Raw genomic sequence first — 26011 nt, forward strand, 5'->3', positions numbered from 1 at the left:
CGCCAGTCTACACAGGGGGCCGCGGGCTGTCCAGCCGCGCGGCCGCCCGTCAGGGCACCTGCAGGATTTGTTCCAGCAAAACGGGCAGCGGCTGGCGGATGTCGAGCACCATGCCGGCCTCGTCCGGCTGCAATGGCTGCAAGGTGGCCAGCTGGCTGTCGAGCAGGCTGGCCGGCATGAAATGGCCGGGGCGCTGCAAGCGGCTTTCCAGCACGGCGCGCGGGCCATCGAGGTGGATAAAGCGCAGGGCCGGGTCGCCCTCGCGCAGCACGTCGCGGTAGGCGCGCTTCAGGGCCGAGCACGAGACGACGAGGCCGCTGCCTTGCGCGCGGGCCATGGCGATGCGCTCGCGCAGGGCGGCCAGCCAGCCGGCCCGGTCGGCATCGTCGAGGGGTATGCCGGCCGCCATCTTGGCCACGTTTTCCGGGGAGTGCACCTCGTCGCCTTCCACGTAAGGCACGTGCAAGGCGCCGGCCAGCAGGCTGCCGACGGCGCTCTTGCCGCAGCCGGATACGCCCATCACGACCCAGCGCACGGCGGGCACGCCCATGGTCAAGGCGCCGAAACGATGACGGTGACGCGGCGGTTTTCCGCCTTGCCCGTCTTGCTGGCGTTCGAGGCCACGGGTTTGCTCATGCCCAGGCCCTTGACGGTGATGTTCTCGCGCGGAATGCCCGATGCGCTCATGGCGTCGGCCACCACGTTGGCGCGCGCCAGCGACAGCTTGTTGTTGTACGCTTCCGTGCCTTCGTTATCCGTATGGCCTTCCACGCGCATGTGGGTAATGCCCACTTTCAGCAGGGCGGCGCTGATTTTCTGGATGGCGCCCCGGCTGGGTGCGATCAGCTTGGCGGCGTCGAACTCGAACAGCAGCTTGTCGGTAAAGCTCAGTTCCCAGCCTTCGTCCGTCTGGTTGAAGCCTTGTTCCTTCAAGGTGGCCACTTGCTCGGCATTGAACAGCGGTTTGATTTCTGGCGTGCTCTGGCAGGCGGCCAGCAGGCCCAGCATGAACAAGCCGAGTAAGCCGCGGCGTAATTGGGTGTAGATGAATTGCATGGTGTTGCTCCTTGGTTCAGGGGTGAGTATGGGGTTGCGGCAGGCGCGCCACCTGGCGCGTGCCGCGCTGCGCCTGCTTGGCGCGGTACATGGCTTCGTCCGCCGCGCCGACCAGCGAGATGGCGTCGATGGCGTGATCGGGAAAGACGGCCACGCCGATGGTCAGCGAGCTGACGATGCTGTTGCCGGTGGGCAGTTCAATGGCTTGCGCCATGGCGGCGATGATGTTGTCGGCAATGTGCATGGCGTCGCTGCTGTTGCGCAGCGGCTTGAGCACGATGGCGAATTCGTCGCCGCCCAGGCGCGCCACCAGGTCGCCTTCGCGCAATTGCTGCTTGATGCGCGCGGCGATCGTCACCAGCACGCGGTCGCCCGAGGCATGGCCGAAGGTGTCGTTGATGTACTTGAAGCGGTCGCTGTCGAGGAACAGCACGGCCACCTTGCCATTGCCGACCCGCGCGTCGAGGATGGCGCGTTCCAGTTCCGCTTCCATGAAGGCGCGGTTCGACAGGCCCGTCAGGCTGTCATGGTTGGCGCGGTGCGACAGCGAGGCGTGTTCCTTCTGCAGATGGCTTTGCCACGCTTCCAGTTCGTCGAGCAGGGCGTTGAAGTCGTCATTGATCTGGTTCAGTTCGGCAATATTGGCCGGCGGCACGCGCAGTTCGAACGAGCGGTCGCGCCGCACCCGGTGCGCCGTTTCCGCCAGGTGGCGCAGCGGCGACGTGATTTCCGTTTCCATGCTGCGCGACAGGCGCACGGCGACGACCAGGCTCAGCACCAGGCAGGCGAGCAGGCAGGAGAGGCCGCTGAGCAGGAAGGGCAGCAGGCTGCGGCTGTGCGGCACCAGCTTGATGCTGCCGATGGCCTGTTCATTGCGCATGATGGGGAAGGTCAGCGAATCGGGCAGCATCCAGCCCGTCAGCGCACGCTCGATGTAGTAGCGCGTGCCGTGTTCGCCCCGTTCCCAGCGGGCCAGCACCTTGCCGTCCTGGTCGCTCACCTGCGCCTGGTCGATATCTTCATTGACGCCGATCAGGGCCAGCGCTTCCCTGGCGGCCATGGAGTCGCCAAAGACGACGGCCCCTTCCACCGTATAGCTCATCGAACGGGCCACCAAGCGCAGGTTCTGGTCCGAATACACGCGCAGGGCCAGCAGCGCCACGGCAGTCAGCGTCAGGCCGGCCGCCAGCACGGCGATCAGCGACACGCTCAGGTGGGCGCGCCGCAGCACGCTGTCGAGCGTGCGGCGGGGCTGGCGGGCGTGCTTGTTGCTCATGCGGGCGCTCATGGCGGCGGTCCCTTGCGACGTGCAATTTGCAAGGCATTCGGATGCACGCGCAGGCCGCTGCGGGCGATGGCGTCGAGGTTGACGTCAAAACCGATCTGCGCCTCGGTCAGGCGCAGGCAGAACATCGTGCCCACGGCGCAGGAAGTACCCGGTTCGGCGACCGATAGAATCGGTTTGCCGATGATCTGCGCCAGCAGATGCTCGCGTTCGCCCTCGTGCAGTCTGCCCATGTAGACGACGTCGCATTCGCTGGCCGCGCTGGCCATCGCCGGGAGTTTCACGCGGATGCGCTGGCCCAGGCTGGAAGCGGGCGTGTCGACGATGGACGCGCCGTAGCGTGGCGCACCGAGCATGCAGACGCGCACTTCCTGGCGCGCCACGGGCCAGCGCACATAACTGATGATGCCGAACAGGACCTGCGCCACTTCGGCGGGACGCCTGGCGTCGGCAGCCGCGCCCGTTTGCGCCCACGCCGCGCACGGCGCCAGCGCACCGCAGGCGAGCAGGGAGGCCAGCAGCACGACAGCGAGCAGGACGGGCGGCGCGGGGCGCTGCCGGTGGCGAGGGGAGAAGGGCACGGCGTCGGTGTCTTTATGCAGATCGGTGGCTATTCAAATAGTTACTTCGCAACACAGACTCTACGGAAGTCCATGTTGAAAGTAAATCACGGCATGACGCCATAAACCTTGCATTATAAACACGAATGTGAAAACTTGCATTCTTTACCATGAGAATTACTTATCAACACTGCCTAGGCGGGCCAGAGTGTTGCTATTCTTCCAGTGTCGCTTCCAGCAAGTCGATTTCGCGCAGCAGGCGCAAGTGAATGGTATCGTCCAGCTCGCCCGAGATGCGGCGGCGGAACAGTTCATCGCGCTCCGCATTGAGCGCTTCCAGGCGCAGCGAGCGCTCGGCCCTGGCCAGTTCCTGCAGCCGCATCGCCTCGTCGTTGCTGCTTTCGCCATACGCGAGGCGGCGCCGGTAGGCTTCGATCAGGCGGTTGGCCGCTTCCGTGACGACTTGCTGCTTGTCATTCTTGTCGATGCCTTCGCACACTTTTTCCAGCCGCGCGATGGCCGCTTCGGCGGCAGCGGCGCGGGCGTTGCGCTCTTCCGTCGAACGGCGCGCGGGCGGCGCGAAGACGAGGCCCTTGGTCAGCAGGGGCAGGGTGACGCTGGCCAGCAGCAGCGACAGCAAAATCACGCCCATGGCCAGGAAGATGACGAGGTCGCGCGCGGGAAAGCGCGTGCCATCGGGCAGGAACAAGGGCAGGGTCAAAATGCCGGCCAGGGTCAGCGCGCCGCGCACGCCCGCGAACGACGCCACCAGCAGCAATCGCAGGCTGGGGCGGGCCAGCAGCGCCGCGTCCTTCGGTTCGCCGGCCACCTTCTTGTGGTGCTTGAACAGGGTCAGTTTCATGGAAATGAAGACCCAGAGGAAGCGCATGAAGGTCAGTCCCACCGTGATGGCGATGACGAACAGCGGCAGTTTCCAGGCGCTGCCGGCGCCGATCTCGGCTGAGGCGGCGGGCAAGCCGGCAACGGTGGTGGGCAGCTGCGCGCCCAGCATGACGAAGATCACGCCATTCAAGACCAGTTGCACGGTATCCCACACGGCCTTGCGCTGGGTGCGCGTGGCGGCCAGCGGGCGGCCGATCAGGTCGGCATAATGCATGGACACGCCCGCCGTGGCGGCGGCCAGGATGCCCGAGCCGTGGATTTGCTCGGCGCCCAGGTAGGCGGCAAACGGGATCAGGATGCTGATGAGGATTTGCAGGCCCGGCTCTTCGCCCACCTTGCTCACCAGCCACTTATTCGCCAGGCCCACGCCCCAGGAGATGGCCAGGCCGATGATGATGCCGCCGCCCGCTTCCTGCAGGAAACTCAGCGAGGCGGCGCCGATGGAAAAGCCGCCCGTCATCATGGCGCCCACGGCAAACGTGAAGCAGACGAGGCCCGACGCGTCGTTGAGCAGGGACTCGCCTTCGAGGATGTGCATCAGGCGCGGCGGGATCGGATTGCCTGCGGCGATCGCGGAGACGGCCACGGGGTCCGTCGGCGAGAGGATGGCGCCCAGCGCGAAGGCGACGGCCAGCGGCACGCTGGGAATCAGCCAGTCGATGAAAAAGCCCATGCCCAGCACGGTAAACAGCACGAGGCCGATGGCCAGCATCAGGATCGAGCGCGCATCGGAAAAGAAGGCGCCCTTGGGAATGCGCCAGCCATCGAGAAACAGCAGCGGCGGGATGAAGAGCAGGAAGAAAATATCGGGATCGAGCGGCACTTGCACGCCAAACACGGCCAATCCCGTGCCGCCGGCGATCTGGATCAGGGGCAGCGGTAGCTTGACCCAGCGCGAGCGGGCGAGAAAGCCGCACAGGACGACGGTCAACACGAGGATGAGGATGATGGTAACGGTATGCATGAAGGAGCGGCGGCGTGCTGAAACGCTGATTATAAGGCGCAGCCCGCCTGCAGGCGGCACCTGCGTGTCATTGCGTACATACAACAAGTCACAATCGCGGTAAGATTCTCCCATTCATTGCCACAATCTGCTCTGCTGCCGCCGTCCGTGCGCGGCAGGCGCGTGCCTGGCCTTTTACCGGACTCCTGTTTTGCTCAAGAAAATCTTCACCGGCCTGCTGCTGTCGCTGGCATTGCTCATCGTGGCGGCCCTGGCCGCGTATCTGTATTACTGGCGTCCCGCGCTGGCGCCCATCGATCCCCCTGCCGCCACGGCATTTTCCCCGCAAGTGGTGGAGCGGGGCCGCATCCTGGCCGGCATGGGCAATTGCGCCGCCTGCCATACGGCCAAGGGCGGCGCCGAGTACGCGGGCGGCCACGGCCTGGCCACGCCGTTCGGCACCATCTATGCGACGAATATCACGCCCGACCGGCAAACGGGCATCGGCCGCTGGTCGCAGGCCGCCTTCCAGCGGGCCATGCGCGAAGGCGTGGGCCGCGACGGTGCCCATCTGTATCCCGTCTTTCCGTACACCCATTTCAACCTCGTCTCGGATGCGGACCTGGCGGCCTTGTACGCGTATTTCATGACGCGCCCGCCCGTGTATGCGGTGGCGCCCGCCAACAGCGTGCCTTTCCCGTTGAACTTGCGGCCGCTGCAGGCAGGCTGGAAGCTGCTGTTTTTCAAGCCGGCCAGCTATCAACTCAATCCCGCGCAAGGCCTGGACTGGAACCGGGGCCGCTACCTGGCCGAAGGCCTGGCCCATTGTGCCGCCTGCCACACGCCGCGCAATGCGCTGGGCGCCGAGCTTGCCGGCTCATCCTATCTGGGCGCGGCCATCGACCACTGGTATGCGCCGGCCTTGACCAGCGCCAACACGGCCCCGCTGCCGTGGACGCAGGACGAGCTGTACGCCTTTTTGCGCACGGGGGCGACGTCCCTGCACGGCGTGGCGGCCGGGCCCATGTCGTCCGTCGTGCACGAAGGCATGGGCGCTTCGCCCGATAGCGATATCCGCGCCTTGTCCGTGTATTTTGCCGGCGTGGCCGGGGCGGAGCAACGCCAGGTCGATACCGATACCGTGGTGAAAGCCGGCATTGCCCGCTCGCAGCGCGTCAGCCTGGTCGACAACGACCGTGGCGCCAGCCTGTACGTGGCCGCCTGCGCGTCGTGCCACTCGAACAGCGATGGCGAGCCCGCGGCGCTGCGGCCGGAACTGAGCCTGAACAGCGCCGTCAGCGCGCCCGATCCCGCCAACCTGATCCAGGTGATATTGCACGGCTTGAGCAAGGACGAAGCCATGCCCGGCGTGCTGATGCCCGGCTTTGCCGCCTCGCTGACGGACAACGACGTGGCCCAGCTGGCCGCCTATCTGCGCCGCAGCCGCAGCCACCATCCGGCCTGGACGAACCTGGAAGCGGCCGTGGCACGCGCCCGCGCTGGCAAGTAATTACTGAAAGACTCTATGTACAACATGACCGTGAATGGCCAGCCCTTCGGCACCGAGGTTGACGCCGAGACGCCCCTGCTGTGGGTGCTGCGCGACGAAGTGAAATTAAAAGGCACGAAGTTTGGCTGCGGCATCGGCATGTGCGGCGCTTGCACCGTGCACGTGGATGGCCGCGCCATGCGCTCGTGCATCACGCCGATTGCCGCCGTGGCCGGCTGCGCCATCACCACCATCGAAGGCCTGTCGCCCGATGGCACGCACCCGTTGCAGCGGGCGTGGCTCGCCACGCAGGCGCCCCAGTGCGGCTATTGCCAGTCGGGCCAGATCATGCAGGCGGCCACCCTGCTGAAAGACTATCCGCAGCCGACCGATGCGAATATCGACGCCGTCATGAGCGGCAACCTGTGCCGCTGCATGGCGTATGTGCGCATCCGCAAGGCCATCAAACTGGCGGCCGGCATGCAGGAGGCGCCCGGTGTTTAAGTTGCCGAAAGAAAATTCAGCTGCCCGCCCCAGTGTGCTGGGCCGGCGCGGTTTCCTGATCGCCGCCGCCGGCACGGGGTTTACCTTGGCCTTCCTGCGCGCCGACAGCTCCCTGGCCGCAGGCAAGGCGGCGCCCGTGCAGTCTAAGCAAAGCGCCGCGCCCGTGTTCGATCCCAGCATCTGGTTTGAGATCGGCCGCGACGGCATCGTTACCGTCAACATCGCCAAGGCGGAAATGGGCCAGCATATCGGCACGGCCCTGGCGCGCATCGTGGCCGAGGAGCTGGAAGTGGACTGGAGCAAAGTACGCTTGCATTACGTGGACACGGACCCGAAATGGGGCTTGATGGTGACGGGCGGCAGCTGGTCCGTGTGGCAGAATTTCGATCCACTCAGCCGTGCCGGCGCGGCCGGGCGCCTCGCGCTGGTCGAGGAGGGCGCGCGCCTGCTGCGCGTGCCCGTGTCCGCCTGCCACGCGAGGCTGGGCGTCGTGCATGGCCGGGGGCGGTCGATCAGCTATGGCGACATCGTGCGCCGTGGCAAGCTGGCGCGCCAGTACACGCCCGAGCAACTGAAAGCCATCGTGCTGAAAACGCCGCAGCAGCGCAGCCTGGTCGGCCAGAACGTGCAAGCGCTCGACATCCCCGCGAAAATCAATGGCACGGCCGTGTACGGCATCGATGCGGAAGTCGAGGGCATGCTGTATGCGCGCCCAAAGATCCCGCCGACCCGCTACGGCGCGAAAGTGGTCTCCATCGATGATACGGCCGCGAAAAAGGTGCCGGGTTATCTGCGTTCGTTCGCCTTGCAGGATCCCAGCGGCACGGTGCCTGGCTGGGTCATGGTGGTGGCCGAAACATATGCGGCCGCCATGCGCGCGGCCGACCTCGTGCAAGTGAAATGGCGGGCCGGCGCGGCGGCCCACGTGGCGGAGCAGGATATCTTTAACTACGCGACCAAACAGCTGGCCGACGCCAGCCTGGGCGCCCGCGTCGTCGATGACGATGGCGTGGAGCAAGCTTTCAACGATGCCAGCCTGCAGCTGGAGCGCCACTACACGACCAGTACCGTGCTGCATTTCCAGCTGGAACCCGTGAATGCCCTGGCGCAGGAAATCGACGGCGTCTGGCACATTCATGCGGGCAACCAGTGGCAATCGTTGATACTGCCCGTGCTGGCGCAGGCGTTGAAGGTCCCCGAGAGCCATGTCATGCTGCACACCTATCTGCTCGGTGGCGGTTTCGGGCGGCGCCTGAATGGCGATTATTGCGTGCCGGCCGCGCTGGCGGCGCAAGCCGTGGGGCGGCCCGTCAAGATGATTTGCACGCGGGCCGACGACGCCCGTTTCGATTCGCCCCGTTCGCCATCGGTGCAGCACGTGCGCATGGCGTTCGACGACGTCGGCAAGGTGTCGGCGATGGTGCACGAAGCGAGCGCGGGCTGGCCCACGCAAGCGATGATCCCCACCTTCCTGGCCAAGGATAAGCAGGGCCATCCGTATGACCCGTTCGCCATCGCCGGCGCCGACCACTGGTACACGGTGGGCGCGCAGCGCGTGCGGGCCGTGTCGAACGACCTGGCCAACAGCAGTTTCCGCCCCGGCTGGCTGCGTTCCGTGGGGCCCGGCTGGACGAATTGGGCTGTGGAAAGTTTCATGGACGAGGCGGCGCAGGCGGCCAAGGTCGATCCGCTGGCGTTCCGTTTGTCGCTGTTGCAGGCCACGGGGCGCAATGCGGGCAGCGCGCCGAACGCCGTCGGCGGCGCCGCGCGCCTGGCCCACGTGCTGCGGCGCGTGGCGGACAAGGCGGGCTGGGGTACGGCCATGCCGCCCGACACGGGCCTGGGCATCGCCGCCACGTTCGGCCAGGAACGCGACATGCCGACGTGGACGGCCTGCATTGCCAGAGTGAAAGTGGACCGCAGCACTTGCATGGTGAAAGTCGAAAAGCTGTTCATGGTGATCGACGCGGGCAGCATCGTCGATCCCGATGGCGCGCTGGCGCAGGCGGAAGGGGGCGCCCTGTGGGGCGTGAGCATGGCCTTGCATGAAGGCACGGCTTTCCTCAACGGCCAGGTGAAGGATACCAACCTGAATACCTACACACCGCTGCGCATGGCCGATGTGCCCGAGCTCGACATTGAATTTATTGCCAGCACGCAAACATCGACGGGCATGGGCGAGCCGCCCACGACGGCCGTGGCGCCGGCGATCGGCAACGCCATCTTTGCCGCCGTGGCCTCGCGCGTGCGGCACTTGCCGATCCGCCCGGAAGCCGTGCTCAAGGGGCTGGACCGGCACGGCGCCGTCTGATGCGGGCGCGTGGCGAATTTGACGTGCGCCGCGCGAGAACGGGCGCAGGCTGGTACACTGAGGCTTGCCGCTCAGGGCATGCAGACACCGCCCGGCCCGGCTAGATCAGCTTAGCAGCAGCTGGATTTCAGCTCGATAGCGGAGGCAGCCATGCAAGAACAATTTGTCAGCATCACGGCCGATGAACTTCAAATGGACGGCGTGCTTGAAATGCCCGAGCGGCCCGTGGGCATCGTCCTGTTTGCCCACGGCGCGGGCGCCGATAGCGACTATCTGGGCGCTTCCAGCCACGCCACTTCCCAGGATTTTTTGCGAGCGGGCATCGCCACCCTGCGCTTCGACCAGGGCGGCATCGAGCCTGGCGGCGGCAGCAATGGCCACGCGTATTTCGTGCGCGGCGATATCGTGCTGCTGGCGCGCCAGCTGGAAAAAGCCCTGGGCTGGCTGCAAGTGGACCCGTCCACGCGGCGCCTGCCCTGCGGCCTGTATGGCTATGGCACCAGCGCGGCCGTCGTGATGCAGCTGGCGGCCTGGCGCAGCGCGGAAATCGCCGCGCTCGCCGTCTGCGATGGCCAGGTGGAAATGGCCGGCAAGGCGGCGCTGGAAAACGTGCGCGTGCCGTCGCTGCTGATCGTGGGCGGACGCGACCCCGACGTGGCCGGCCTGAACCGCATGGCCTTTGCCACCTTGCGCTGCGACAAGCAACTGGAACAGATCGCCGCGCCCAGCGGCCCCGACACGCGCCACCAGGCGGCGCTGCTGGCCACGGACTGGTACACGCGCCATTTCAACGGGCATACCAGTACGGCGCAGTAGTGGGACAGAGCAGCACTTATGGCTGCTCAATGCGACGGCACGGCACCGATTTGCTGTAATAAGCCAAGCATGTCGGGCTGGCCGCGCTCCTCGACGAACTTGCCGTCGGACAGACGGTAGAGGTTCATGGCTTGCACCGCAATCTGCTTCCCGGTAGGCGGCACACCGAAGAACGTTCCCTGATGTGTGCCGCGCATAATGAACCGGGCGGCGACTTTATCACCTTCGGCCACCATTTCTTCCAGGGTCCACTGGATGTCGGGGAAGCCTTCACGCATCATGGCGATGATGGCGAGATATCCAGCCGGCCCTCGCATGGGCTCCGGACTTCCCGGTACGTGAAAGATTGCGTCTGTCGAGATGAGTTCGTCAGCCAGTGCCTGGCTGGCGGTGTTGATGAACTCAACAAACTTCTGCATGGTGAGCCTGTTTGCTTCCGATGTCATGGTAATACTCCTTTATCGACGATATGAGTGGTTTAAGGTGCGTATGCACTTGTGCTGCCTGGCTTGATGCTGCCGCTGGTGGTGAAATGATCGATCTGAAATGGATGGCCGACCGGCGATCGGATTGGTGAACACGACGTCCTCGCCCGACAGGTGGGCGCGGGGCGCGCCGGCCGGGGCGGCGTACGAGGGCAAAGCAAGGCCGTCTGCGGAGGAGCGATTAAAGCGGTGCATGCTTATGCCCGGGAAAGAGAATGCCGCTACTTTGGACTATAAACGCCAGAAGATAAATGTCGATTAAAATTGGTCACTTGAAATGTGGCGTTTGTAATGGGTGGATGCGATGGACCGACTACTGAGCATGACCGTGTTTGCCAAGGCGGTCGAGCTGGGCTCCTTTTCCGCTGCCGCCGACGTGTTCCGCATGTCGCCGCAGCTGGTGGGCAAGCATGTGCTGACTTTGGAGCAGCACTTGGGCATCCGCTTGCTCAACCGCACCACGCGGCGCCAGCATTTAACGGAAATCGGGGCAAGCTATTACGAAAAGGTGAAAGTCATTTTGGCCGAGGTGGCCGCTGCGGAGGGATTGGCCGCCGAGAGCCATGCCCGTCCCAGCGGCCGCCTGCGCGTCAACGCCCCGCTCACCTTCGGAATCCACGCCTTGATGCCACGCCTGACCGAATACATGGCGACCTACCCGGATGTGCAGGTCGAGGTGTCGCTCACGAACCGGTATGTCGATGCAATCGAGGAGGGGGCGGACGTCGTGTTCCGGGTAGGCGAGCTGGCCGACAGCAGCCGCATTGCCCGCCGCCTGGCGCCGTACCGGCTGATTCTCTGCGCTTCGCCCGCCTACCTGGCGTCACACCCGCCCATCATCTCGCCAATGGACCTGGCCAGCCACGAATGCCTGGGCTTTGCCTACACGGAGTTGCGCAGCCACTGGAGCTTCGACGGTCCGGACGGCCCGGTGACGGTGCCGGTAACGGGCCGCCTGATGATCGACAGCGGCGAGGCCCTCCTGATGGCCGCCCGCGCCAGCATGGGTGTGATGCTGCAGCCGGCGGAATTGCTGGAAGCCGACATCGCGGCAGGCAGGCTGGTGCGCGTGTTGCCGAAATACCGGGCCCCTGACAGGCCTCTGCACTTGCTGTATGCGCCAGACCGCCAGATGACACCGAAGCTGCGCAGCTTCATCGAATTTTCTGTCGCCGTGTTCGGCAGCGGCAAGGACTGAGTTTTTCCACGCGCCTCGCCCGTATCGAAAATTTCCATAGTCCTGGCACTGTGACATGTTTCACTGGCGCCTATATGGCGCGCAGATTCCTCGCATGGAAGCGCACATGCTCTTCCATGAAGCTGGCGATGAAGTAATAGCCGTGGTCATAGCCGGCATGGCGGCGCAGCCGTAATGGCTGGCCGGCGTCGCGGCATGCCGCTTCGAAGATGTCGGGGTGCAGTTGTTCGGGCAGGAATTTGTCGGCCAGGCCCTGGTCGATCAAGATGCCTTCGGGGAACAGCGAAGGCTGGCCCTGCAAGCCGCGTATCAGCGCGCTGGCGTCGTACTGCTGCCAGCTGGCGGCATCACCGCCCAGGTAGCCCGTGAATGCTTTCTTGCCCCATGGACATTGGCTCGGTGCGGCGATGGGGGCGAAGGCGGATACTGAGCGGAACAGTTCCGGGTTGCGCAAGGCCAGCACCAGTGCGCCATGGCCGCCCATCGAATGGCCGAAAATGCCCGTGCGTTGCGCATCGATCGCCAGTTCCTGCTCCAGCAGGGCGCGCAGTTCCAGCAGGTAGCTGTACATGCGGTAGTGGCTGCTCCATGGCGCCTCGGTGGCGTCCACGTAAAAGCCGGCGCCCGCGCCGAAATCCCAGGAGTCGCTTTCGCCCGCGATGTCCGCGCCACGGGGACTCGTGTCGGGGGCGATCAGGATCAAGCCTTCCTCGGCCGCTACGCGCTGCGCGCCGCCCTTGATCATGAACGTTTCTTCCGTGCAGGTCAGGCCCGCCAGATAAAACAGGGCGGGGCGCCTGGTAGTGACCGTGGCGCCTGGCGCCGTGTCGGGAATGAAGGCCGAGAAACGCATGGGCAAGCCGATGGCTTGCGCGTCGTGGCGATAAAAGCGTTGTACGCCGTCAAAACAGGCGTGTTCATTCAACAGTTCCAGCATGAATTCTCCTCGTTAATGCCACAGTATAGCCAGAGCGGCGCGGGGCCGGCACGGGATCAGCCCAGCATGGCCGCTAATGCAGGCAAGATGTCTTGTGCCGGGGCATCGGCCTTGAATGCCAGCAAATGGTCGGCGCGCGTCTTGCCCATGTTGACGGCGGCCACGGGCTTGCCCGTTTCGGCCGCCATGCGGCACAGGCGAAAGCTCGAATACACCATGACGGACGAGCCCACCACCAGCAGGGCGCTGGCCGCATGCATCTTGCTTTCGGCCTCGGCCGCACAGGCGGCGGGCACGCCATCGCCGAAAAACACCACGTCGGGCTGCAGGGTGCCGCCGCAGCGGGGACAGGCAGGCACGTGGAAGGTGGCCAGCTGCGACGGCTCGAGCAAGGCGTCGCCATCGGGCGCTGGCGTGGCCGTGGCGCCCAGCAGTTGCGGATTGTCGCGTTCGAGCTGATCCTGGATCAGGCGGCGCGTGTGGCGGGTCCGGCAATCGAGACAGACGACGCCATGTATGCTGCCGTGCAACTCCGTGACGGCGGCGCTGCCGGCTTGCTGATGCAGGCCATCGACGTTTTGCGTGACCAGGCCGCCTACTCTCTGGCGCTGGGCCAGTTGCGCGATGGCCAGGTGGCCGGGATTCGGCGTGGCGCGTGCCAGGGTCGGCCAGCCCACCATGCTGCGCGCCCAGTAGCGGCGGCGCACGGCTTCCTGGCGGCGAAAATCGGGCCCTTGCACGGGGGCATTGCCGCGCCGCACGCCTTCCGTGTCGCGGTAGGCCGGTATGCCGGACGCCGTACTGATGCCGGCGCCCGTCAGCAGCAACACGTCGGGATGGCGCTGCAGGAACTGGGCCAGCTGCTCGAGGGGACGATTGTCGCTGGCGGACTGCTGGCTGGCTGAGGAAAAGTTTTGCATGATGCGCCATGCTAACCGAAAAGCACGGCGCCGTTGCAAGGGGTAATGTTTATTCCAGCTTCATGCCGAAACGCTGCAGCCGCGGCTGCCAATGCTCCTGGATATTGGCCGAGACGAGGATGCGCTCGGCCTTGCCGATCAGCAATTCGCGTGGCACGAAACCGAAGTAGCGCGAGTCGGCGCTGTTGTCGCGGTTATCGCCCAGCATGAGGAAATGGTCGGCCGGCACCGTCACGGGGGCAAAGCTGCGGGCCGCACCTGCGATTTGCGGCAAGACCTGGATGCGGTGCTGTTCCGTCTGGTTGCGTTCGCTGATGCGCTGCGCCGTCAGCTGGCCCACGTGGGCGATGGTTTCAGGCGCCGTATCGAGTGCCGTGTACTGGGCGGGCTGGCCATTGATGACCAGCTGTTCATTGCGCATTTCCACCGTGTCGCCGGGCAGGGCGATGATGCGCTTGATCAATCGTGTGCCGTCTTTCGGCGAGGAAAAGGTGGCGATGTCGCCCCGTTGCGGTTCGCCCAGGCGTTGCAGCACGATATCGGTGAGCGGCACTTTCAGGTTGAAGGCAAGCCGGTTGACGAAGACGACATCACCCTCGAGCAGGTTGGGGCGCATGGATGCCGACGGTATGGGATTCCAGTCCGCCACGGCCGTGCGGAACACGCCGAACAGCAGGAGAAACATCAAAAAACCTTTGTTGGCGCGCATCCATGTGCTCATGTCGGCTCTTTCGCTGGGCTGTGCCCGTGATGGTGAAGGGAAACGCCATGGCTGCTGGCGACCTGTTCACGATGCACGGCGAGGCTGAAGCCAGTCTTAAATAGGCGCACTGCGCAAGCAAATGGCAGGCATGGTGTGACTGCTGTTGCGTGCACGCATCACCATGGCGGTTTCAAGGATGCCGGCACGGTGACTGCGTGTCGTCGCCATTGTGCAGGCGCTTGCCGTGCATGTCGTCCCACAGCTCACCGAGCGCCACCAGCAAGCCGCCGCCGACAAAGGGGATGGCCACCAGCCATGGCATGCCGTCAATCCAAGGGCCCAGCAGAATGGCCGAGGCCACGGCGATGACGATGGCGCTGCACCAGAAGCGGCGCGGATGCCGGAGCGTGAGCAGGTAGTGAAGATCGTTCATAAATCCTCCTTGGTGAGCATGCGGAACAGCCGGGCGGCCAGGATGCTGCTGACGGCGATGACGATGCAGCCATCCAGGAAAAACAGCACCTTGCCGACCAGATGCATGCCCTGCACGAGATAGGCGGGCAGCTCCCGCGCTTCCGCCCACTGTGTCATGCGCGCCAGCACGATGGCGGCGGCAAAGATGACGACGGCCAAGGCCAGCACCAGCAGCACATGTTCGAACAGGCGTAGCCGCAATTTCATGTTGGACTTGGCAAGGTTGGGAAAATTCCCGCACCTTGAAGTTATCAGTCCAATATCGCGCTGCTTTGCGTTGTCACAAAGTCGCCCCTGATAGGATAAAAGTCGCGTTGCTGACGGAAAAATGCGCTATCTCAGGCCATGGCTTGCGTGTTGCGCCGCTCAAAATACAGCAAGTCCGACCAAGCATTCTGGAAAAACATGGCTTGTTCCGACTTGCCATACTGATGAAAGCCGTTGCGCTGCATGACGGCGACCGAACCCAGGTTTTGCGGCCGTGCCGTCGCTTCCAGGCGCCACAGGTTCAGCGTGCCAAACGCTTCGTCCAGCAGCAGGGCCACGACGCGCGTGGCGTAGCCGCGTCCGCCGAACCGTTCGCCGATGCGGTAGCCGAGCGCTGCCTTGTTGAAATAGGGGCGCGTGACGCCCGTCAGGTTGACCCTGCCGATGATCTGCCCGTCCAGCTTGGCCAGGTACTGGTAGGCGCGGTCTTGCTCGCGTTCGCGCTGCGCCTGCTCGATGGCGGCGGCGATGGCTTCCTGCTGGTAGTAGGACGGCGCGCGCGCCGTGACCCAGTTTTCAAAATACGCGCGGTTTTCCAGTTCGAAGGCCAGCAAAGCGGGAAGGTCTGCGCTGGAGGGTGGATGCAGCTGGAGGCGGTCGAGGTCTGGCATGGGAGCGTGTCGGAAAGCGATGCGCCATTATAATCAACTGGCGTATTTCGCCGCTCACCCGTTTGAACTCATGAAGGAGCAGCATGCTGTCCCATATCTGCCTTGGCACCAACGATTTTCCCCGCGCCTACGCTTTCTATGCGGCGCTGCTGGGAGAACTCGGTCTGATCGAAAAATTTCATGATACGGCCAAGCCCTGGGCGGGCTGGATGGCGCAGCAGGCGCCGCGGCCCCTGTTCGTGCTGACGGCACCGCATGACGGCTTGCCGGCCGCGCCCGGTAATGGCCAGATGACGGCCTTGCTGGCGGCCAGCCGCGCGCAGGTGGACCGCTGCTACCAGGCCGTGCTGGCGCTGGGCGCCGTGTGCGAAGGGCCGCCCGGTTTGCGCCCGCATTACCACGCCCATTACTATGGCGCCTACTTCCGCGACCTCGACGGCAACAAGCTGTGCGTCTGCTGCCACGCCGAAGAATGATTCAGCGCTGGCCCCAGACGTCGTCTTCCGTCCAGCCCAGTTCCAGGAAATCCTGCGCCCGCTCATTCGCTTCCCCGGCGCAATAGAATTCGTCGAGCTGGGGCGGCGCGATGCGCGTGCCGGCCAGCATGGCGTGCACTTGCCCCCGGTGGTGGATCTGGTGCTGGAACAGGTGTGCCAGCAGGCGCTGGCGCGTGTCGATTTGCGGCGTGTCGCGCAATATCGTCACGGGCCGCGCCAGGTCCGCATCGCACAGGCTGCGGCAATGGGCGATCAGGCGCAGGTCCGATGCGCGCTGTGCCGCATGCAGGGCCGCGCAATCGCTGAACGGTTCATCCTGTTCAAAGAAGACGTAGCAGTCGGCATGCGGCGCTTCGCCGCGCAGCTCGCGTTCGAGCGCGTCGAGATAAAACCAGTCGCATGTGAGGATGTGGTTCAAGGTGAACTGGATGGTGGGAAAAAAGCTGACGCGCGTGGCCTGGAATTCGGCCTGCGTCAGCTGGCCGCACGCCTTCAGCAGGCGGTGGTTGGCCCAGCCGTTGTTGTACGCCTGGCTGGTGAGGTAGTGCGCAAGTGGATTGTTCATGATGGATCGCTTGTCGGGCAGGGCAGGGTTTTGCAATGCCACTTTAGCATGTTGCGGCAGATGGACAAAGCGCTCACGCCAGCCGCACCAGCGCTGCCATCATCAAGTAAAATCGTGGGGCGGATTGCGCGATAGTGATGCAGATAGGGCTTGGATAGCAAAATGGGCTGGATAGGAAAATTACTGAACGGCGGCGACGAAAAAAACAAGCCTGCGGCAGTCTCGGCAGCGGCGGCTGCCGAAGCGGCACGGCAGCCAGCCACCATCACTGAAATCGATGCCATGTACTACCGCTGGCTGGCGGCCGCGAGTGCGGCGCAGGCTCCGGAGCAGACTGAACAGCAGATTCTGGACGAGCTGGCGCGCCTGGTCCGTGAACCGATCGCTGGCGCTGCGCTGGTACCGCGCATTCCAGCCATCATTCCGCAGTTGATGCGTACCTTGCAAGATGAAAACATGAGCGCGGCCAAGCTGTCGGCCCAGCTGGCCCAGGACGTGCTGCTGGTCGCCGAGGTCTACCGCGAAGCGAACCGGCCCTGCTATCAGTCGCGCTATAACGCCAGCCCGTCGATCAACAATATGGAAGGCGCCATCATGCTGCTCGGGCAAAACGGCATGCGCATGCTGCTCGCCCGTGTTGCCTTCCGCCCCATCGTCAGCATGCAAAGCGGCGGGCTGACCGTGCGCACGGCGCCGCTGATCTGGCGCCAGTCCGAGAAATGTGCGCTGGCGGCCAGCCTCGTCGCGCCGGCCATGCATGCCAACGCCTTCGACGCCTATCTCGCGGGACTGATGGCCAACGTCGGCCTGGTGGTGGCGTTCCGGCTGATCGACCAGATGCATGCGCCCGATGTCTTCCCGCAATCGGACGCCTTCATTGCCCAGGTGTTTGCGCAAGCGCGCATCTTGTCGGTGCGGATCGCCGAATTGTGGGAGTTTCCCCAGTCCGTGACCCGCGCGATCGGGCAGGTGGGGCAGGCCGATGCCGATCCGCAGGCGCAAGCGCTGGCGCTGGGTGAGCGCTTGAGCAAGCTGCGCATGCTGGCCGATACGGGCCGCTTCCCCGCCGACGATCCTTTCGTGACGAGCGGACTCGACAAGAACGCCCTGCTGGCGTTTGGCAAGCTGGCCGACGACGAGGACTGATGGCAACCGCGTGCGGCTGATATCGCTCAGCGCGCAAAATACAGTTCGTGCAGGTGCTCGAGGTCGACGTCAAGCGCCGCCTGCGACAGCGCCACTTTACCGCTTTGCATCAGGTAGACGTGATCGGCCACGCCCACGGCGCGCGCCGTGTTCTGTTCCACGAGGATGATGGTGCGCTTGCCGTCGTTCAGGCGCGCGAGAATCTCGAACAGCTCGTTGACCACCAGCGGCGCCAGGCCCAGCGACGGCTCGTCGATGATCAGGAGCGACGGATCCGACATCAGGCCCCGCGCCATCGCCAGCATCTGCGCCTCGCCGCCGGAGAGCGATCCGGCCAGCTGCTTGCGCCGTTCGTGCAGGCGCGGGAACATGGCGTAGGCTTCGGCCAGGCGCGCCGGCATGTGGCTGCGGTGCTCCTTCGGAAATGCGCCCATGATCAGGTTTTCTTCCACGCTCATGTCGCGGAACGTCATGCGCCCCTCGGGTATCATCGTCACTCTCGCGTCGCTCATTTTCCACGTCGGCGTGCCGTTGATGGGCGTGCCGTCGAGCGCGATGCTGCCCGCGTCAACGGGCAGCAAGCCCATGATGGCGCGCAGCAGGGTCGTCTTGCCGGCCCCGTTCGGGCCGATGATGGTGGTCAGCTTGCCCTTCTGGATAGCCAGCGACACATCCCACAGCACATTGATGGCGCCATAGCCGGCGCGCAGGTTTTCAATTTTAAGCATGGGCTGCCCCCGTATAGCTTTCGATGACGGCCGGGTCGCGGAAGACGGCGTCGGGCGTGCCGTCGGCGATCAGCTGGCCAAAATTGAGCACGGCCACGCGCTGGCACAGATTGCTGATGGTTTCGATATCGTGTTCGATCATGACGATGCCCACGCCAAAGGCGGCGTGCAAGTCCTTCAGCATGCCCATGAAGCGGCGTTTGCCGTTTGTTTCCAGGCCCGCCAGCACTTCGTCGAGCAGCAGCAGTTTCGGGTTCGTCGCCAGCGCTTTGGCCACTTCCAGCGCTTTCAATTCCGTCAGCGCCAGTTCGCTGGCCGCGTCGCGCCCGGCCTTGTCAAGCAGGCTGGTGAAATCGAGGATTTCATCGATCTTGCGCATGTCGACCTTGCCCGTGCCGAAGCGCTGCGCCACGACGAGGTTTTCGCGCACCGTCAATTCATGCATCGGTTGGGGGATCTGAAAGGTACGCCCCAGTCCCAGGCGCGCGCGCTGGTACATGGGCGTGGCCATGATGTCGCGTCCTTCGAAGCGGATGCTGCCGCTGGTGGGGCGCACGAGGCCCGAGATCGCATTGAACAGGGTGGTCTTGCCGGCGCCATTCGCGCCCACCAGGCCGATCACGTCATGGCTGGCCACTTTCAACGTGACGGAATCGACGGCCGTCAGGCCGCCAAAGCGCACGGACACATTATCGAGTTCAAGCATGTGCTTTCTCCTTTGCTTTGAACATTTTGCGTAGCAGCGGCAGCAAGCCGTTCGGACTGAAGACGATCATCGCCACCAGCAGCACGCCCAGCACCAGCTGGTGGCCCGTGGGGATCAGCGACTTGAAAATGAGCTGGTCGACCAGGTAGACCACCACGGCGCCCAGCACGGGGCCGAGTATCGTGCGGTAGCCGCCGAAGATGGCCGCCACGATCGGCAAGGTCACCCACAGGCTGTTGAAGGCGTAGTCCGGTTCCAGGAAGTTGATGTAATGGGCGTTGAAGGCGCCGAACAGGCCAGCCATGAATGCCGACACGAGCAGCATCGCGCCTTTCAGCAAGGTGCTGTTGACGCCGACGACGCGCGTGGCGTCTTCGCTGTCGTGCATGGCGCGCAGGGCGATGCCGTAGTGGCTGGCGCGGATGCGGCTGTAGGCAAACGCGCACGCCACCACCAGGGTCAGCACGACCAGGTAGGCGCCCGTCTTGCTGGCCAGATCGAAGCCGAAGACGGTGGGCAAGGCGGGAATATTGTTGATGCCGCCGGCACCGCCCGTCACCGAACTCCATTCTGTGGCCAGGATGCGGAAGATGTGGGCGTAGGCGAGGATGGCCAGCGCAAAATACGGCCCGCGCAAGCGCAGCACGGGCAGCATGATGATGGCGGCGATGGCCGCCCCCGCGCCGCCCAGCAGCATGGCGGCAAACACGGGCAAGCCCAGTTTCACGGTGGCCAGCGCGGAGACATACGCGCCCACGCCGAAGAAGGCCGCATGGCCGAAGCTGACCATGCCGCCCAAGTTACCGAGCAGGGCCCAGGACATGGCCACGCCGCCGATGATCAGGGCCGCCACCACCATGCTCATCACGTACTGGTTGGTGCCCAGGGCCAGCGGCACGGCAATATAGGCGGCCAGCAGCAGGCCCGCCGTGGAAATCAAAGTCGAGCGCTTCATCCGCGCCTCCGTTGTGCGCCGAACAAGCCGTTCGGCATGATGAACAGCACCAGCAGGAACAGCACCATGCCCGACAATTCCTGCAGCGCGGAGCTGGCCAGGGTGACGGTCAGCGCTTCGGCCACGCCCAGCAGCACGGCGGCCAGCAGCACGCCGGGGATCGAGCCGATGCCGGCCAATACCGTGATGATGAAGGCTTTCACCGTCAGGGCGCCGCCGTAGGCAGGCTGGATCACGCCATAGCTGAACAGGGCGACGCCGGCGAAGGCGGCCAGGATGCCGGCGACCAGAAAGGACACGAGTTCCGTGCGGCCCGGGTCGATGCCCATCAGCTTGGCCGCGTCGCGGTTGCTGGAGACGGCGCGCACGGCGCGGCCATACCAGCTGGTCGACAGCCAGCGCCACAGGGCCGCCATCAGCACCAGGCTGACGCCAAAGAAAATCACTTCGCTGCGCATGCTGAAAAACGGACCGATTTCAAAACCTTCCTGCAGCCAGGTCGACGACGTCGAGCGGATGTCCGCCTTCCATACGAGCAGGATGAAATTGGTGAGGATCACGCCGATGCCGTAGGTGAGGATCAGCGAATTGATTTCGCGGTCTTTCTTGATGCGGCTGACGATCAGGTACACGCCGACGGACGTGAGGCTGACGATCACCAGCGCGATGGGAATGGCGAACATGGGGCCGAGTCCAAGCCCGGATTCCACGCTGTAGGCGATGTAGGCGGCCAGCAGCACCAGTTCGCCGTGCGCCAGGTTGATCACTTTCATGGTGCCGAAGACCAGCGCCAGTCCCAGTGCGATCAGGGCGTAGGAGCCGCCCTGCAGCAAGCCCGAATACAGGGCTTGCAAGATTAATTCTGTCATGTCGTCATCCCGTCAGGCCACTTTGGCGCATCGCGAAGATGCGCCAGGGTGGCCGTTCATCGGTGCGCGTCCGTGCGGGCGCGCGCGTGTGCAGCGGGAGGCTGCCGTTTACCAGGGCAGGGCTGGATAGGCCAGCTTGCCCGTCGCGTGTTCCTTCGGCCAGACGATGACCACTTTCTTGTCTTGGTGCTGCGCCATGCGGTGCACGAAGTTCTGGTTGTCGCCATTGGCGGCAAACTGTACGCGGCCGATCAGGGTTTCGCGGTCCGTCTTGCGCATTTCCTCGGCCACACCGCCTTTCTTGATGGTGCCTTTGTCGGCCGCGCGCGCGATCGCTTCGAACAGCAGCATCGATTGCACATAGCCGAACTGGCCCAGGTAGTCCGGCTCCTTCTTGTACAGCTGCTTGTAGGCGTCGCTGAAGGCCTTGCCGTCGGCTGTCTTGAATTCCGTGGGGAAGGGCAGCAGTGCCGTGCCGAACACGTTCGGCATCAGGTCGGGGAAGTCGGCCGCCATCTTCGGCGTGGCCAGCGACCACACGCCGACCATGGCCTTGATCTTCGGTTTCAGCACGCGCGCGGCGCGGATGATGCCCACGTAATCGTTTTCGTAGCCGACCATGGCCACGACTTCCGATTTGTCCTGTAGCTTGATCTTGTTGATGATGGGCTTGAAGTCGGTAATGGCCGGGTCGAACGAGTGCGTCGTCACTTTCACGCCCTTGGCGGCCAGGGCTTTTTCCACGTCTTTCGCCAGGCCCGTGGTGGCGTCCTTGGTCGAATACACGATGGAGACGGACTTGGCGCCCACGTCCTGCAGCAATCCCAGCATGGCTTTTTCGTAGCCGGCTGTATTATTAATGCGGAAAAAATTCTTGCGCCCGCTGGTCACCAGGCTGTCGTCCACGCCTCCCGAAGTGATGTAGACGAGGCCCAGTTTATTCGCCGTGTCCGAGGCGGGCGAGATATTGTTCGAGCCATAGCCGCCCGTGATCGCCACCACGCCCTGGCTGGCCAGCTTTTCCACGGCGGCGATGGCCTTGGCGGGCGCCGATTCGTCGTCGACGGTGATGATCTTGATCGTGTGCTTGCCGTTGGTCTTGTTGAATACCTCGGCCGCGACCATGATCCCTTCCTGCATGCCGGCGCCGACGCGCGCCAGGTTGCCCGTCAACGGGATTTCCGCGCCGACCAGGAATTCGTCGGCGCTGGCGTTTGCCATCCAGGCGCTGGCAACCAGCGCTGCCATGGCGATGCGTGTGTAGGTGCGTTTCATCGTGTCTCCTCCGGTGATGTGGCTTGGTTTTATTGTCGGGTCTGGTACAGCAGGGTTAATTCACAGGGTATTCTGCGCCATTTGCCGCAGCTGCCCCTTTAAAATCTTGCCCGTGGCGGCGGCCGGCAGCGCTTCCATGACGATGATGGCGGACGGGCACTTGTATGGCGACAGGGTCTGCGCCAGCCAGGCCTGCAATTGTGCCACGCTGGCGGGCTGGCGCGGGTCGAGTTCCACGTAGGCGATGACGTCCTCGTTGCCATCGGCGAGGGTGCGTCCCACCACGGCCGACTGCACCACGGAAGCGTGGGCGTTCAGGGCCGTTTCCACTTCCAGCGGATACACATTGAAGCCGGAGCGGATGATCAATTCCTTGGTGCGTCCCACGATAAACAGCGCGCCGTCGGGATCCTGGCGCGCCATGTCGCCCGTGTTCAGCCAACCGCCGTCGCGCATGGTGGCCGCCGTCATGGCCGGCTCGCGGTAATAGCCGGCCATGATGTTCGGCCCGCGTATCCACAGTTCTCCCGGCTCGCCCGGCGTCACGTCAAGGCCGGCCACGTCCACCACGCGCACTTCCACGCCGGGGATCGGCATGCCGACGGAATCGTCGCGGCGTGGCGTTTCCAGGCGCGTCTGGCTGATGGTGGGCGCGCTTTCCGTCATGCCGTAGCCATTGTGCAGCGCGGTGCCCAGCAGCTTTTCTACCTCGTGCTTGAGCGATGGCGCCAGCGGCGAGCCGCCCGCATACGCAAAGCGCAACCGCGTCGGCAGCGGCGTATCGGCGCCGCCCAGGGTTTGCAGCAGTTTGGCGTACATGGCGGGCACGCCCTGCACGATGGTCAATTCATCGTCTTTCAGCGCGGCCAGCAAACCATCGACGGAAAAGCGCGGCACCAGATATAAGGCGGCGCCCGCATACAGCGTGCCCAGTGCCACCGAGGCCAGGCCGTACACGTGCGAAATCGGCAGCACGCCGTAGGCGCGGTCCGTGCGCGTCAAGCCCCGCAAGTTGCTGGAGACGGCGGCGATGAACAGCAGGTTGCGGTGCGTGAGCATCACGCCTTTCGACTGCCCTGTCGTGCCCGTCGTGTAGATCAGCGCGGCCCCCTGTTCGTTGCCGGGAACCGTGTCTTCCGCGATGGCCGTCTCGTTCAAACCGCCCGCCAGCAGCTCGCCCATGCCATCGACGGTGACGGGGCCGGCGCCACGCCGCGCCGCATGGGCGGCCGCTTCCGGCGAGGCGCCGGCCAGGAACAGCACGCGCCGTGCGGAACTGTGCGTGGCGATGGTGTCGATTTCGCGCGCCGACAGGCGGGCATTGACGTTGACGATCCACGCATCGATGCTGGCGGCCGCGAAGATCAGCGCCACCTGCAGTGCGCCATTTTCGCCTACCACCATCAAGCGGTCACCGGCGCGCACGTCCAGCTGGCGCAGCAGCAACGCCGCATGTTCGACACAGTGCTGCAGCTGCGCGTAAGTCCAGTGGCGGCCACCTTCATGCAGTGCCGGCGCATCGGGCGCGCGCGCGGCCCAGTAGGCGGGGATGGCCGACAGGCGCGCCGGCAAGCCGGCCAGCAGGGCAGGGATGTCCATCGCGGCCGCCTTCACTTTTGCGCTGCCTTGATCATGTTGCGGGCGATGACGATTTGCTGGATCTGCGTCGTGCCTTCGTAGATGCGGAACAGGCGCACGTCGCGGTAGAAGCGTTCGGCCGCATATTCGCTGATGTAGCCGGCGCCGCCGTGGATCTGCACGGAGCGGTCGGCCACGCGGCCGCACATTTCGGAGGCGAACAGCTTGCAGCACGACGCCTCCGTCGAGATGTCTTCCTTGTTGTCGCGCCGGCGCGCCGCGTCGAGCACCATGCTGCGCGCCGCATAAATCTCGGCCTTGCTGTCGGCCAGCATGGCCTGGATCAGTTGGAATTCCGCGATGGGCTGGCCGAACTGCTGGCGCTCCATGGCGTAGGCGAGGGCATCGGCCAGCATGCGTTCGGCCGCGCCCACGCAGACGGCGGCGATGTGCAGCCGTCCCTTGTCGAGCACTTTCATGGCTGTTTTAAAACCCACGCCTTCCTTGCCGCCGATGAGGTTTGCGGCCGGCACACGGCAATTCTCGAAGATGACGTCGCAGGTGTGCGCGCCTTGCTGGCCCATCTTCTTGTCGATCTTGCCCAAGGAAAGGCCCGGCGTATCCTTTTCCACGATGAAGGCGGAAATGGCCGAGGCCCCGCGCTTGACGGGGTCCGTGCGGGCCATCACCGTGAAGATGCTCGCTTCGGGCGCGTTGGTGATATAGCGCTTGCTGCCGTTGAGGATATAGAAGTCGCCGTCGCGCACGGCCGTCGTGCGCAGCGAGGCCGCATCGGACCCCGATCCCGCTTCCGTCAGGGCGAACGAGCCGATGATGTCGCCGGCCGCCAGCTTGGGCAGATAGTATTGTTTCTGCGCTTCCGTGCCGTCGATGACGATGCCTTGGGAGCCGATGCCGTTGTTGGTGCCGATCAGCGAGCGGAAGGCGGGCGAGGTACGGGCGATCTCGAAAGCGACGCGCACTTCCTCTTCCATGCTCAGTTCCAGGCCGCCGTACGCTTCCGGAATCGACAGGCCGAACAGGCCCAGTTCGCGCATCTGCGCCACGATGGCGGGCGGTATCGTATCCGTTTCAGCCACCAGCGCCTCGTTTGGCACCAGCACTTCGCGCACGAAACGGGCGATGCTGTCGAGCAGGATGTTCAGGGTTTCTTCGTCGCGTATCATCGGTTTCCTCGGCGCTTAGATTTGAGCTGTCGTTGAGAGGGGCGCGCAGTCTAACCGCGGCCCAGGTTTTTTTCCACTGTCTTGACGAGGGCCACCAGGCGCGGTCCCAGGTCCGATTCGAGTTTTTCACGCGACAGCAAAAAGGCGGGGCCGCCGCAATTGAAGGCCATCACCTGTTCGCCATCGGCGCCCAGCATGGGCACGCCCACGGCATGCACGTCGTTCTGCCACTCGCCGGCCGAGATGCAAAAACCCCGGTCCTGGTAATCCTTGAAGCCTTGTTCGATGCCGGCCTTGATACGGGGCCAGCGTTCCGTCTCGTGCACCCTGGCGTGGTCCATCAGGTAGTCGCGCTCGGCCTGCGGCAGGATGCACAGCAGGGCCTTGCCCATGGCCGTCGTCATCAGCGGAATGCGCGAGCCGACGTCGAGGCGCAGGGTGACGTTGGCGCTGCTGCGGCAGGTTTCCACGTAGACCATGCTGAGACGGTCGCGTGTGCCCAGCGAGACTGACGCCTGCGCGTGTTCCGCCAGTTCCTCCATCAGCGGGCGCGCCATCTTGCGTACGTCGAGATTCGACAGCATGCGGTAGCCGAGGGCCAGCACGCCGGCGCCCAGCTGGTACTTGCCCAGGCTGTCCGAATAATTGAGGTAACCGAGTTTGGTGAGGGTGTAGGTCAGGCGCGAAATGGTCGGTTTCGGGATGCCCGTGCGCTTGGCCATGTCCGCGTTCGACAGATAGACTTCGCCGGGGCGAAAGCAACGGAGCACTTCCAGCCCACGCGCCAGCGCGTTGACGAACTGGCGGTCCTTGCCTTCCTCGTCATCGCCGAAGACGATGAGTTCCGGATCTGCTGCGGTCTGAATATTGGTCATATTTGCATTCATTTTCAGGCTCCCTGGAAACCAGTTTGCCTAGCCAAATTGTGCATGTCAACCGTTTTGTGAAACATTCGTTCGCACAGCGAAATGGTGCGGTGCATGAACGGTGCGGGAGAAATGTCTGAAAAATTGACGTACGCAAGCGTTCGGCGCTTGTCGCCT

At 64.5% G+C, this 26011-nt stretch carries 28 protein-coding genes; 7 read left to right on the top strand and 21 right to left on the bottom strand.

The window, feature by feature from the left end; genetic code table 11:
• Window positions 1-49 precede the first annotated feature (49 nt).
• The 5 genes from SKZ59_RS19840 to SKZ59_RS19860 all read right to left on the bottom strand — a co-directional run bounded on the left by SKZ59_RS19840 (window position 50) and on the right by SKZ59_RS19860 (window position 4768).
• Window positions 50-550, bottom strand: coding sequence for a gluconokinase (locus tag SKZ59_RS19840; RefSeq protein WP_319992727.1), 501 nt, complete (start codon window positions 548-550; stop codon window positions 50-52).
• A gap of 2 nt (window positions 551-552) precedes the next feature.
• Window positions 553-1056 (bottom strand): OmpA family protein, encoded by a 504-nt coding sequence (locus SKZ59_RS19845; protein ID WP_070304319.1) that lies wholly within the window; start codon window positions 1054-1056, stop codon window positions 553-555.
• A gap of 16 nt (window positions 1057-1072) precedes the next feature.
• A complete protein-coding gene (locus tag SKZ59_RS19850; RefSeq protein ID WP_319992728.1) occupies window positions 1073-2332 on the bottom strand; it encodes a diguanylate cyclase domain-containing protein in 1260 nt (419 codons plus the stop codon).
• An 8-nt stretch (window positions 2333-2340) separates the two neighbouring features.
• A complete protein-coding gene (locus SKZ59_RS19855) occupies window positions 2341-2922 on the bottom strand; it encodes a YfiR family protein (RefSeq protein ID WP_319992729.1) in 582 nt (193 codons plus the stop codon).
• Between the two features lie 193 nt (window positions 2923-3115).
• A complete protein-coding gene (locus SKZ59_RS19860; protein WP_128139749.1) occupies window positions 3116-4768 on the bottom strand; it encodes a Na+/H+ antiporter in 1653 nt (550 codons plus the stop codon).
• 190 nt (window positions 4769-4958) lie between these two features.
• Here SKZ59_RS19860 and SKZ59_RS19865 point away from each other — a divergent pair, with 190 nt between their 5' ends.
• From SKZ59_RS19865 to SKZ59_RS19880, 4 genes are all read left to right on the top strand, one after another.
• A complete protein-coding gene (locus tag SKZ59_RS19865; protein ID WP_319992730.1) occupies window positions 4959-6257 on the top strand; it encodes a cytochrome c in 1299 nt (432 codons plus the stop codon).
• A 15-nt stretch (window positions 6258-6272) separates the two neighbouring features.
• On the top strand, window positions 6273-6740 hold the full coding sequence (locus SKZ59_RS19870) for a (2Fe-2S)-binding protein (protein WP_034757277.1): 468 nt from the start codon (window positions 6273-6275) through the stop codon (window positions 6738-6740).
• Complete coding sequence (locus SKZ59_RS19875) at window positions 6733-9051, top strand: xanthine dehydrogenase family protein molybdopterin-binding subunit (protein ID WP_319992731.1); 2319 nt, start codon at window positions 6733-6735, stop codon at window positions 9049-9051. The genes SKZ59_RS19870 and SKZ59_RS19875 overlap by 8 nt, the downstream gene beginning before the upstream one ends.
• A 150-nt stretch (window positions 9052-9201) precedes the next feature.
• The gene (locus tag SKZ59_RS19880) at window positions 9202-9867 is read left to right on the top strand and encodes a dienelactone hydrolase family protein (protein ID WP_051991852.1); all 666 of its coding nucleotides are present in this window, start codon (window positions 9202-9204) and stop codon (window positions 9865-9867) included.
• A 26-nt stretch (window positions 9868-9893) separates the two neighbouring features.
• Here SKZ59_RS19880 and SKZ59_RS19885 read toward each other — a convergent pair whose 3' ends face one another.
• Complete coding sequence (locus SKZ59_RS19885; RefSeq protein ID WP_072454661.1) at window positions 9894-10313, bottom strand: ester cyclase; 420 nt, start codon at window positions 10311-10313, stop codon at window positions 9894-9896.
• 343 nt (window positions 10314-10656) lie between these two features.
• On the opposite strand from SKZ59_RS19885, the gene SKZ59_RS19890 reads away from it, so the two are divergent.
• On the top strand, window positions 10657-11550 hold the full coding sequence (locus tag SKZ59_RS19890; protein ID WP_072454659.1) for a LysR family transcriptional regulator: 894 nt from the start codon (window positions 10657-10659) through the stop codon (window positions 11548-11550).
• A 70-nt stretch (window positions 11551-11620) separates the two neighbouring features.
• Here the strand turns inward: SKZ59_RS19890 and fghA are convergent, their stop codons facing one another.
• The 6 genes from fghA to SKZ59_RS19920 all read right to left on the bottom strand — a co-directional run bounded on the left by fghA (window position 11621) and on the right by SKZ59_RS19920 (window position 15462).
• On the bottom strand, window positions 11621-12487 hold the full coding sequence (gene fghA / locus SKZ59_RS19895; RefSeq protein ID WP_319992732.1) for an S-formylglutathione hydrolase: 867 nt from the start codon (window positions 12485-12487) through the stop codon (window positions 11621-11623).
• A gap of 56 nt (window positions 12488-12543) precedes the next feature.
• On the bottom strand, window positions 12544-13407 hold the full coding sequence (locus SKZ59_RS19900; RefSeq protein WP_319992733.1) for an NAD-dependent protein deacetylase: 864 nt from the start codon (window positions 13405-13407) through the stop codon (window positions 12544-12546).
• Window positions 13408-13456: 49 nt separating this feature from the next.
• The gene (gene lepB, locus SKZ59_RS19905; protein WP_319992734.1) at window positions 13457-14128 is read right to left on the bottom strand and encodes a signal peptidase I; all 672 of its coding nucleotides are present in this window, start codon (window positions 14126-14128) and stop codon (window positions 13457-13459) included.
• Between the two features lie 172 nt (window positions 14129-14300).
• Window positions 14301-14543, bottom strand: a complete 243-nt coding sequence (locus tag SKZ59_RS19910; RefSeq protein WP_319992735.1) for a hypothetical protein — start codon at window positions 14541-14543, stop codon at window positions 14301-14303.
• Entirely contained in the window at window positions 14540-14791 is a 252-nt protein-coding gene (locus tag SKZ59_RS19915) for a hypothetical protein (protein WP_034757293.1), read from the bottom strand. Before SKZ59_RS19915 ends, SKZ59_RS19910 begins: the two co-directional genes overlap by 4 nt.
• Before the next feature lie 131 nt (window positions 14792-14922).
• On the bottom strand, window positions 14923-15462 hold the full coding sequence (locus SKZ59_RS19920) for a GNAT family protein (protein ID WP_319992736.1): 540 nt from the start codon (window positions 15460-15462) through the stop codon (window positions 14923-14925).
• 83 nt (window positions 15463-15545) lie between these two features.
• On the opposite strand from SKZ59_RS19920, the gene SKZ59_RS19925 reads away from it, so the two are divergent.
• Window positions 15546-15938: a VOC family protein gene (locus SKZ59_RS19925; protein ID WP_319992737.1), complete on the top strand. Its 393-nt coding sequence runs from the start codon at window positions 15546-15548 to the stop codon at window positions 15936-15938.
• A 1-nt stretch (window position 15939) separates the two neighbouring features.
• On the opposite strand, the gene SKZ59_RS19930 is transcribed toward SKZ59_RS19925, so the two are convergent.
• Entirely contained in the window at window positions 15940-16524 is a 585-nt protein-coding gene (locus SKZ59_RS19930; protein ID WP_034757302.1) for a DinB family protein, read from the bottom strand.
• A 150-nt stretch (window positions 16525-16674) separates the two neighbouring features.
• Here SKZ59_RS19930 and SKZ59_RS19935 point away from each other — a divergent pair, with 150 nt between their 5' ends.
• Window positions 16675-17670, top strand: coding sequence for an HDOD domain-containing protein (locus tag SKZ59_RS19935; protein ID WP_235194324.1), 996 nt, complete (start codon window positions 16675-16677; stop codon window positions 17668-17670).
• Window positions 17671-17696: 26 nt separating this feature from the next.
• Here SKZ59_RS19935 and SKZ59_RS19940 read toward each other — a convergent pair whose 3' ends face one another.
• The 8 genes from SKZ59_RS19940 to SKZ59_RS19975 form a co-directional block, all read right to left on the bottom strand.
• Window positions 17697-18398, bottom strand: a complete 702-nt coding sequence (locus SKZ59_RS19940) for an ABC transporter ATP-binding protein (RefSeq protein ID WP_319992738.1) — start codon at window positions 18396-18398, stop codon at window positions 17697-17699.
• The gene (locus SKZ59_RS19945) at window positions 18391-19104 is read right to left on the bottom strand and encodes an ABC transporter ATP-binding protein (RefSeq protein WP_034757316.1); all 714 of its coding nucleotides are present in this window, start codon (window positions 19102-19104) and stop codon (window positions 18391-18393) included. Before SKZ59_RS19945 ends, SKZ59_RS19940 begins: the two co-directional genes overlap by 8 nt.
• Window positions 19097-20059: a branched-chain amino acid ABC transporter permease gene (locus SKZ59_RS19950; protein ID WP_319992739.1), complete on the bottom strand. Its 963-nt coding sequence runs from the start codon at window positions 20057-20059 to the stop codon at window positions 19097-19099. The genes SKZ59_RS19945 and SKZ59_RS19950 overlap by 8 nt, the downstream gene beginning before the upstream one ends.
• Window positions 20056-20928, bottom strand: a complete 873-nt coding sequence (locus tag SKZ59_RS19955; RefSeq protein WP_072454651.1) for a branched-chain amino acid ABC transporter permease — start codon at window positions 20926-20928, stop codon at window positions 20056-20058. The genes SKZ59_RS19950 and SKZ59_RS19955 overlap by 4 nt, the downstream gene beginning before the upstream one ends.
• A gap of 108 nt (window positions 20929-21036) precedes the next feature.
• Window positions 21037-22203, bottom strand: a complete 1167-nt coding sequence (locus tag SKZ59_RS19960) for an ABC transporter substrate-binding protein (protein WP_072454650.1) — start codon at window positions 22201-22203, stop codon at window positions 21037-21039.
• Window positions 22204-22263: 60 nt separating this feature from the next.
• Window positions 22264-23802 (bottom strand): class I adenylate-forming enzyme family protein, encoded by a 1539-nt coding sequence (locus SKZ59_RS19965; RefSeq protein ID WP_319992740.1) that lies wholly within the window; start codon window positions 23800-23802, stop codon window positions 22264-22266.
• 11 nt (window positions 23803-23813) lie between these two features.
• Entirely contained in the window at window positions 23814-24968 is a 1155-nt protein-coding gene (locus SKZ59_RS19970; protein WP_072454648.1) for an acyl-CoA dehydrogenase family protein, read from the bottom strand.
• A gap of 50 nt (window positions 24969-25018) precedes the next feature.
• Window positions 25019-25843 (bottom strand): IclR family transcriptional regulator, encoded by an 825-nt coding sequence (locus tag SKZ59_RS19975; protein ID WP_035817702.1) that lies wholly within the window; start codon window positions 25841-25843, stop codon window positions 25019-25021.
• Window positions 25844-26011 lie beyond the last annotated feature (168 nt).

The sequence above is a fragment of the Janthinobacterium sp. GMG2 genome (assembly GCF_033949445.1).
GTDB classification, from domain to species: Bacteria; Pseudomonadota; Gammaproteobacteria; order Burkholderiales; family Burkholderiaceae_D; genus Janthinobacterium; species Janthinobacterium aestuarii.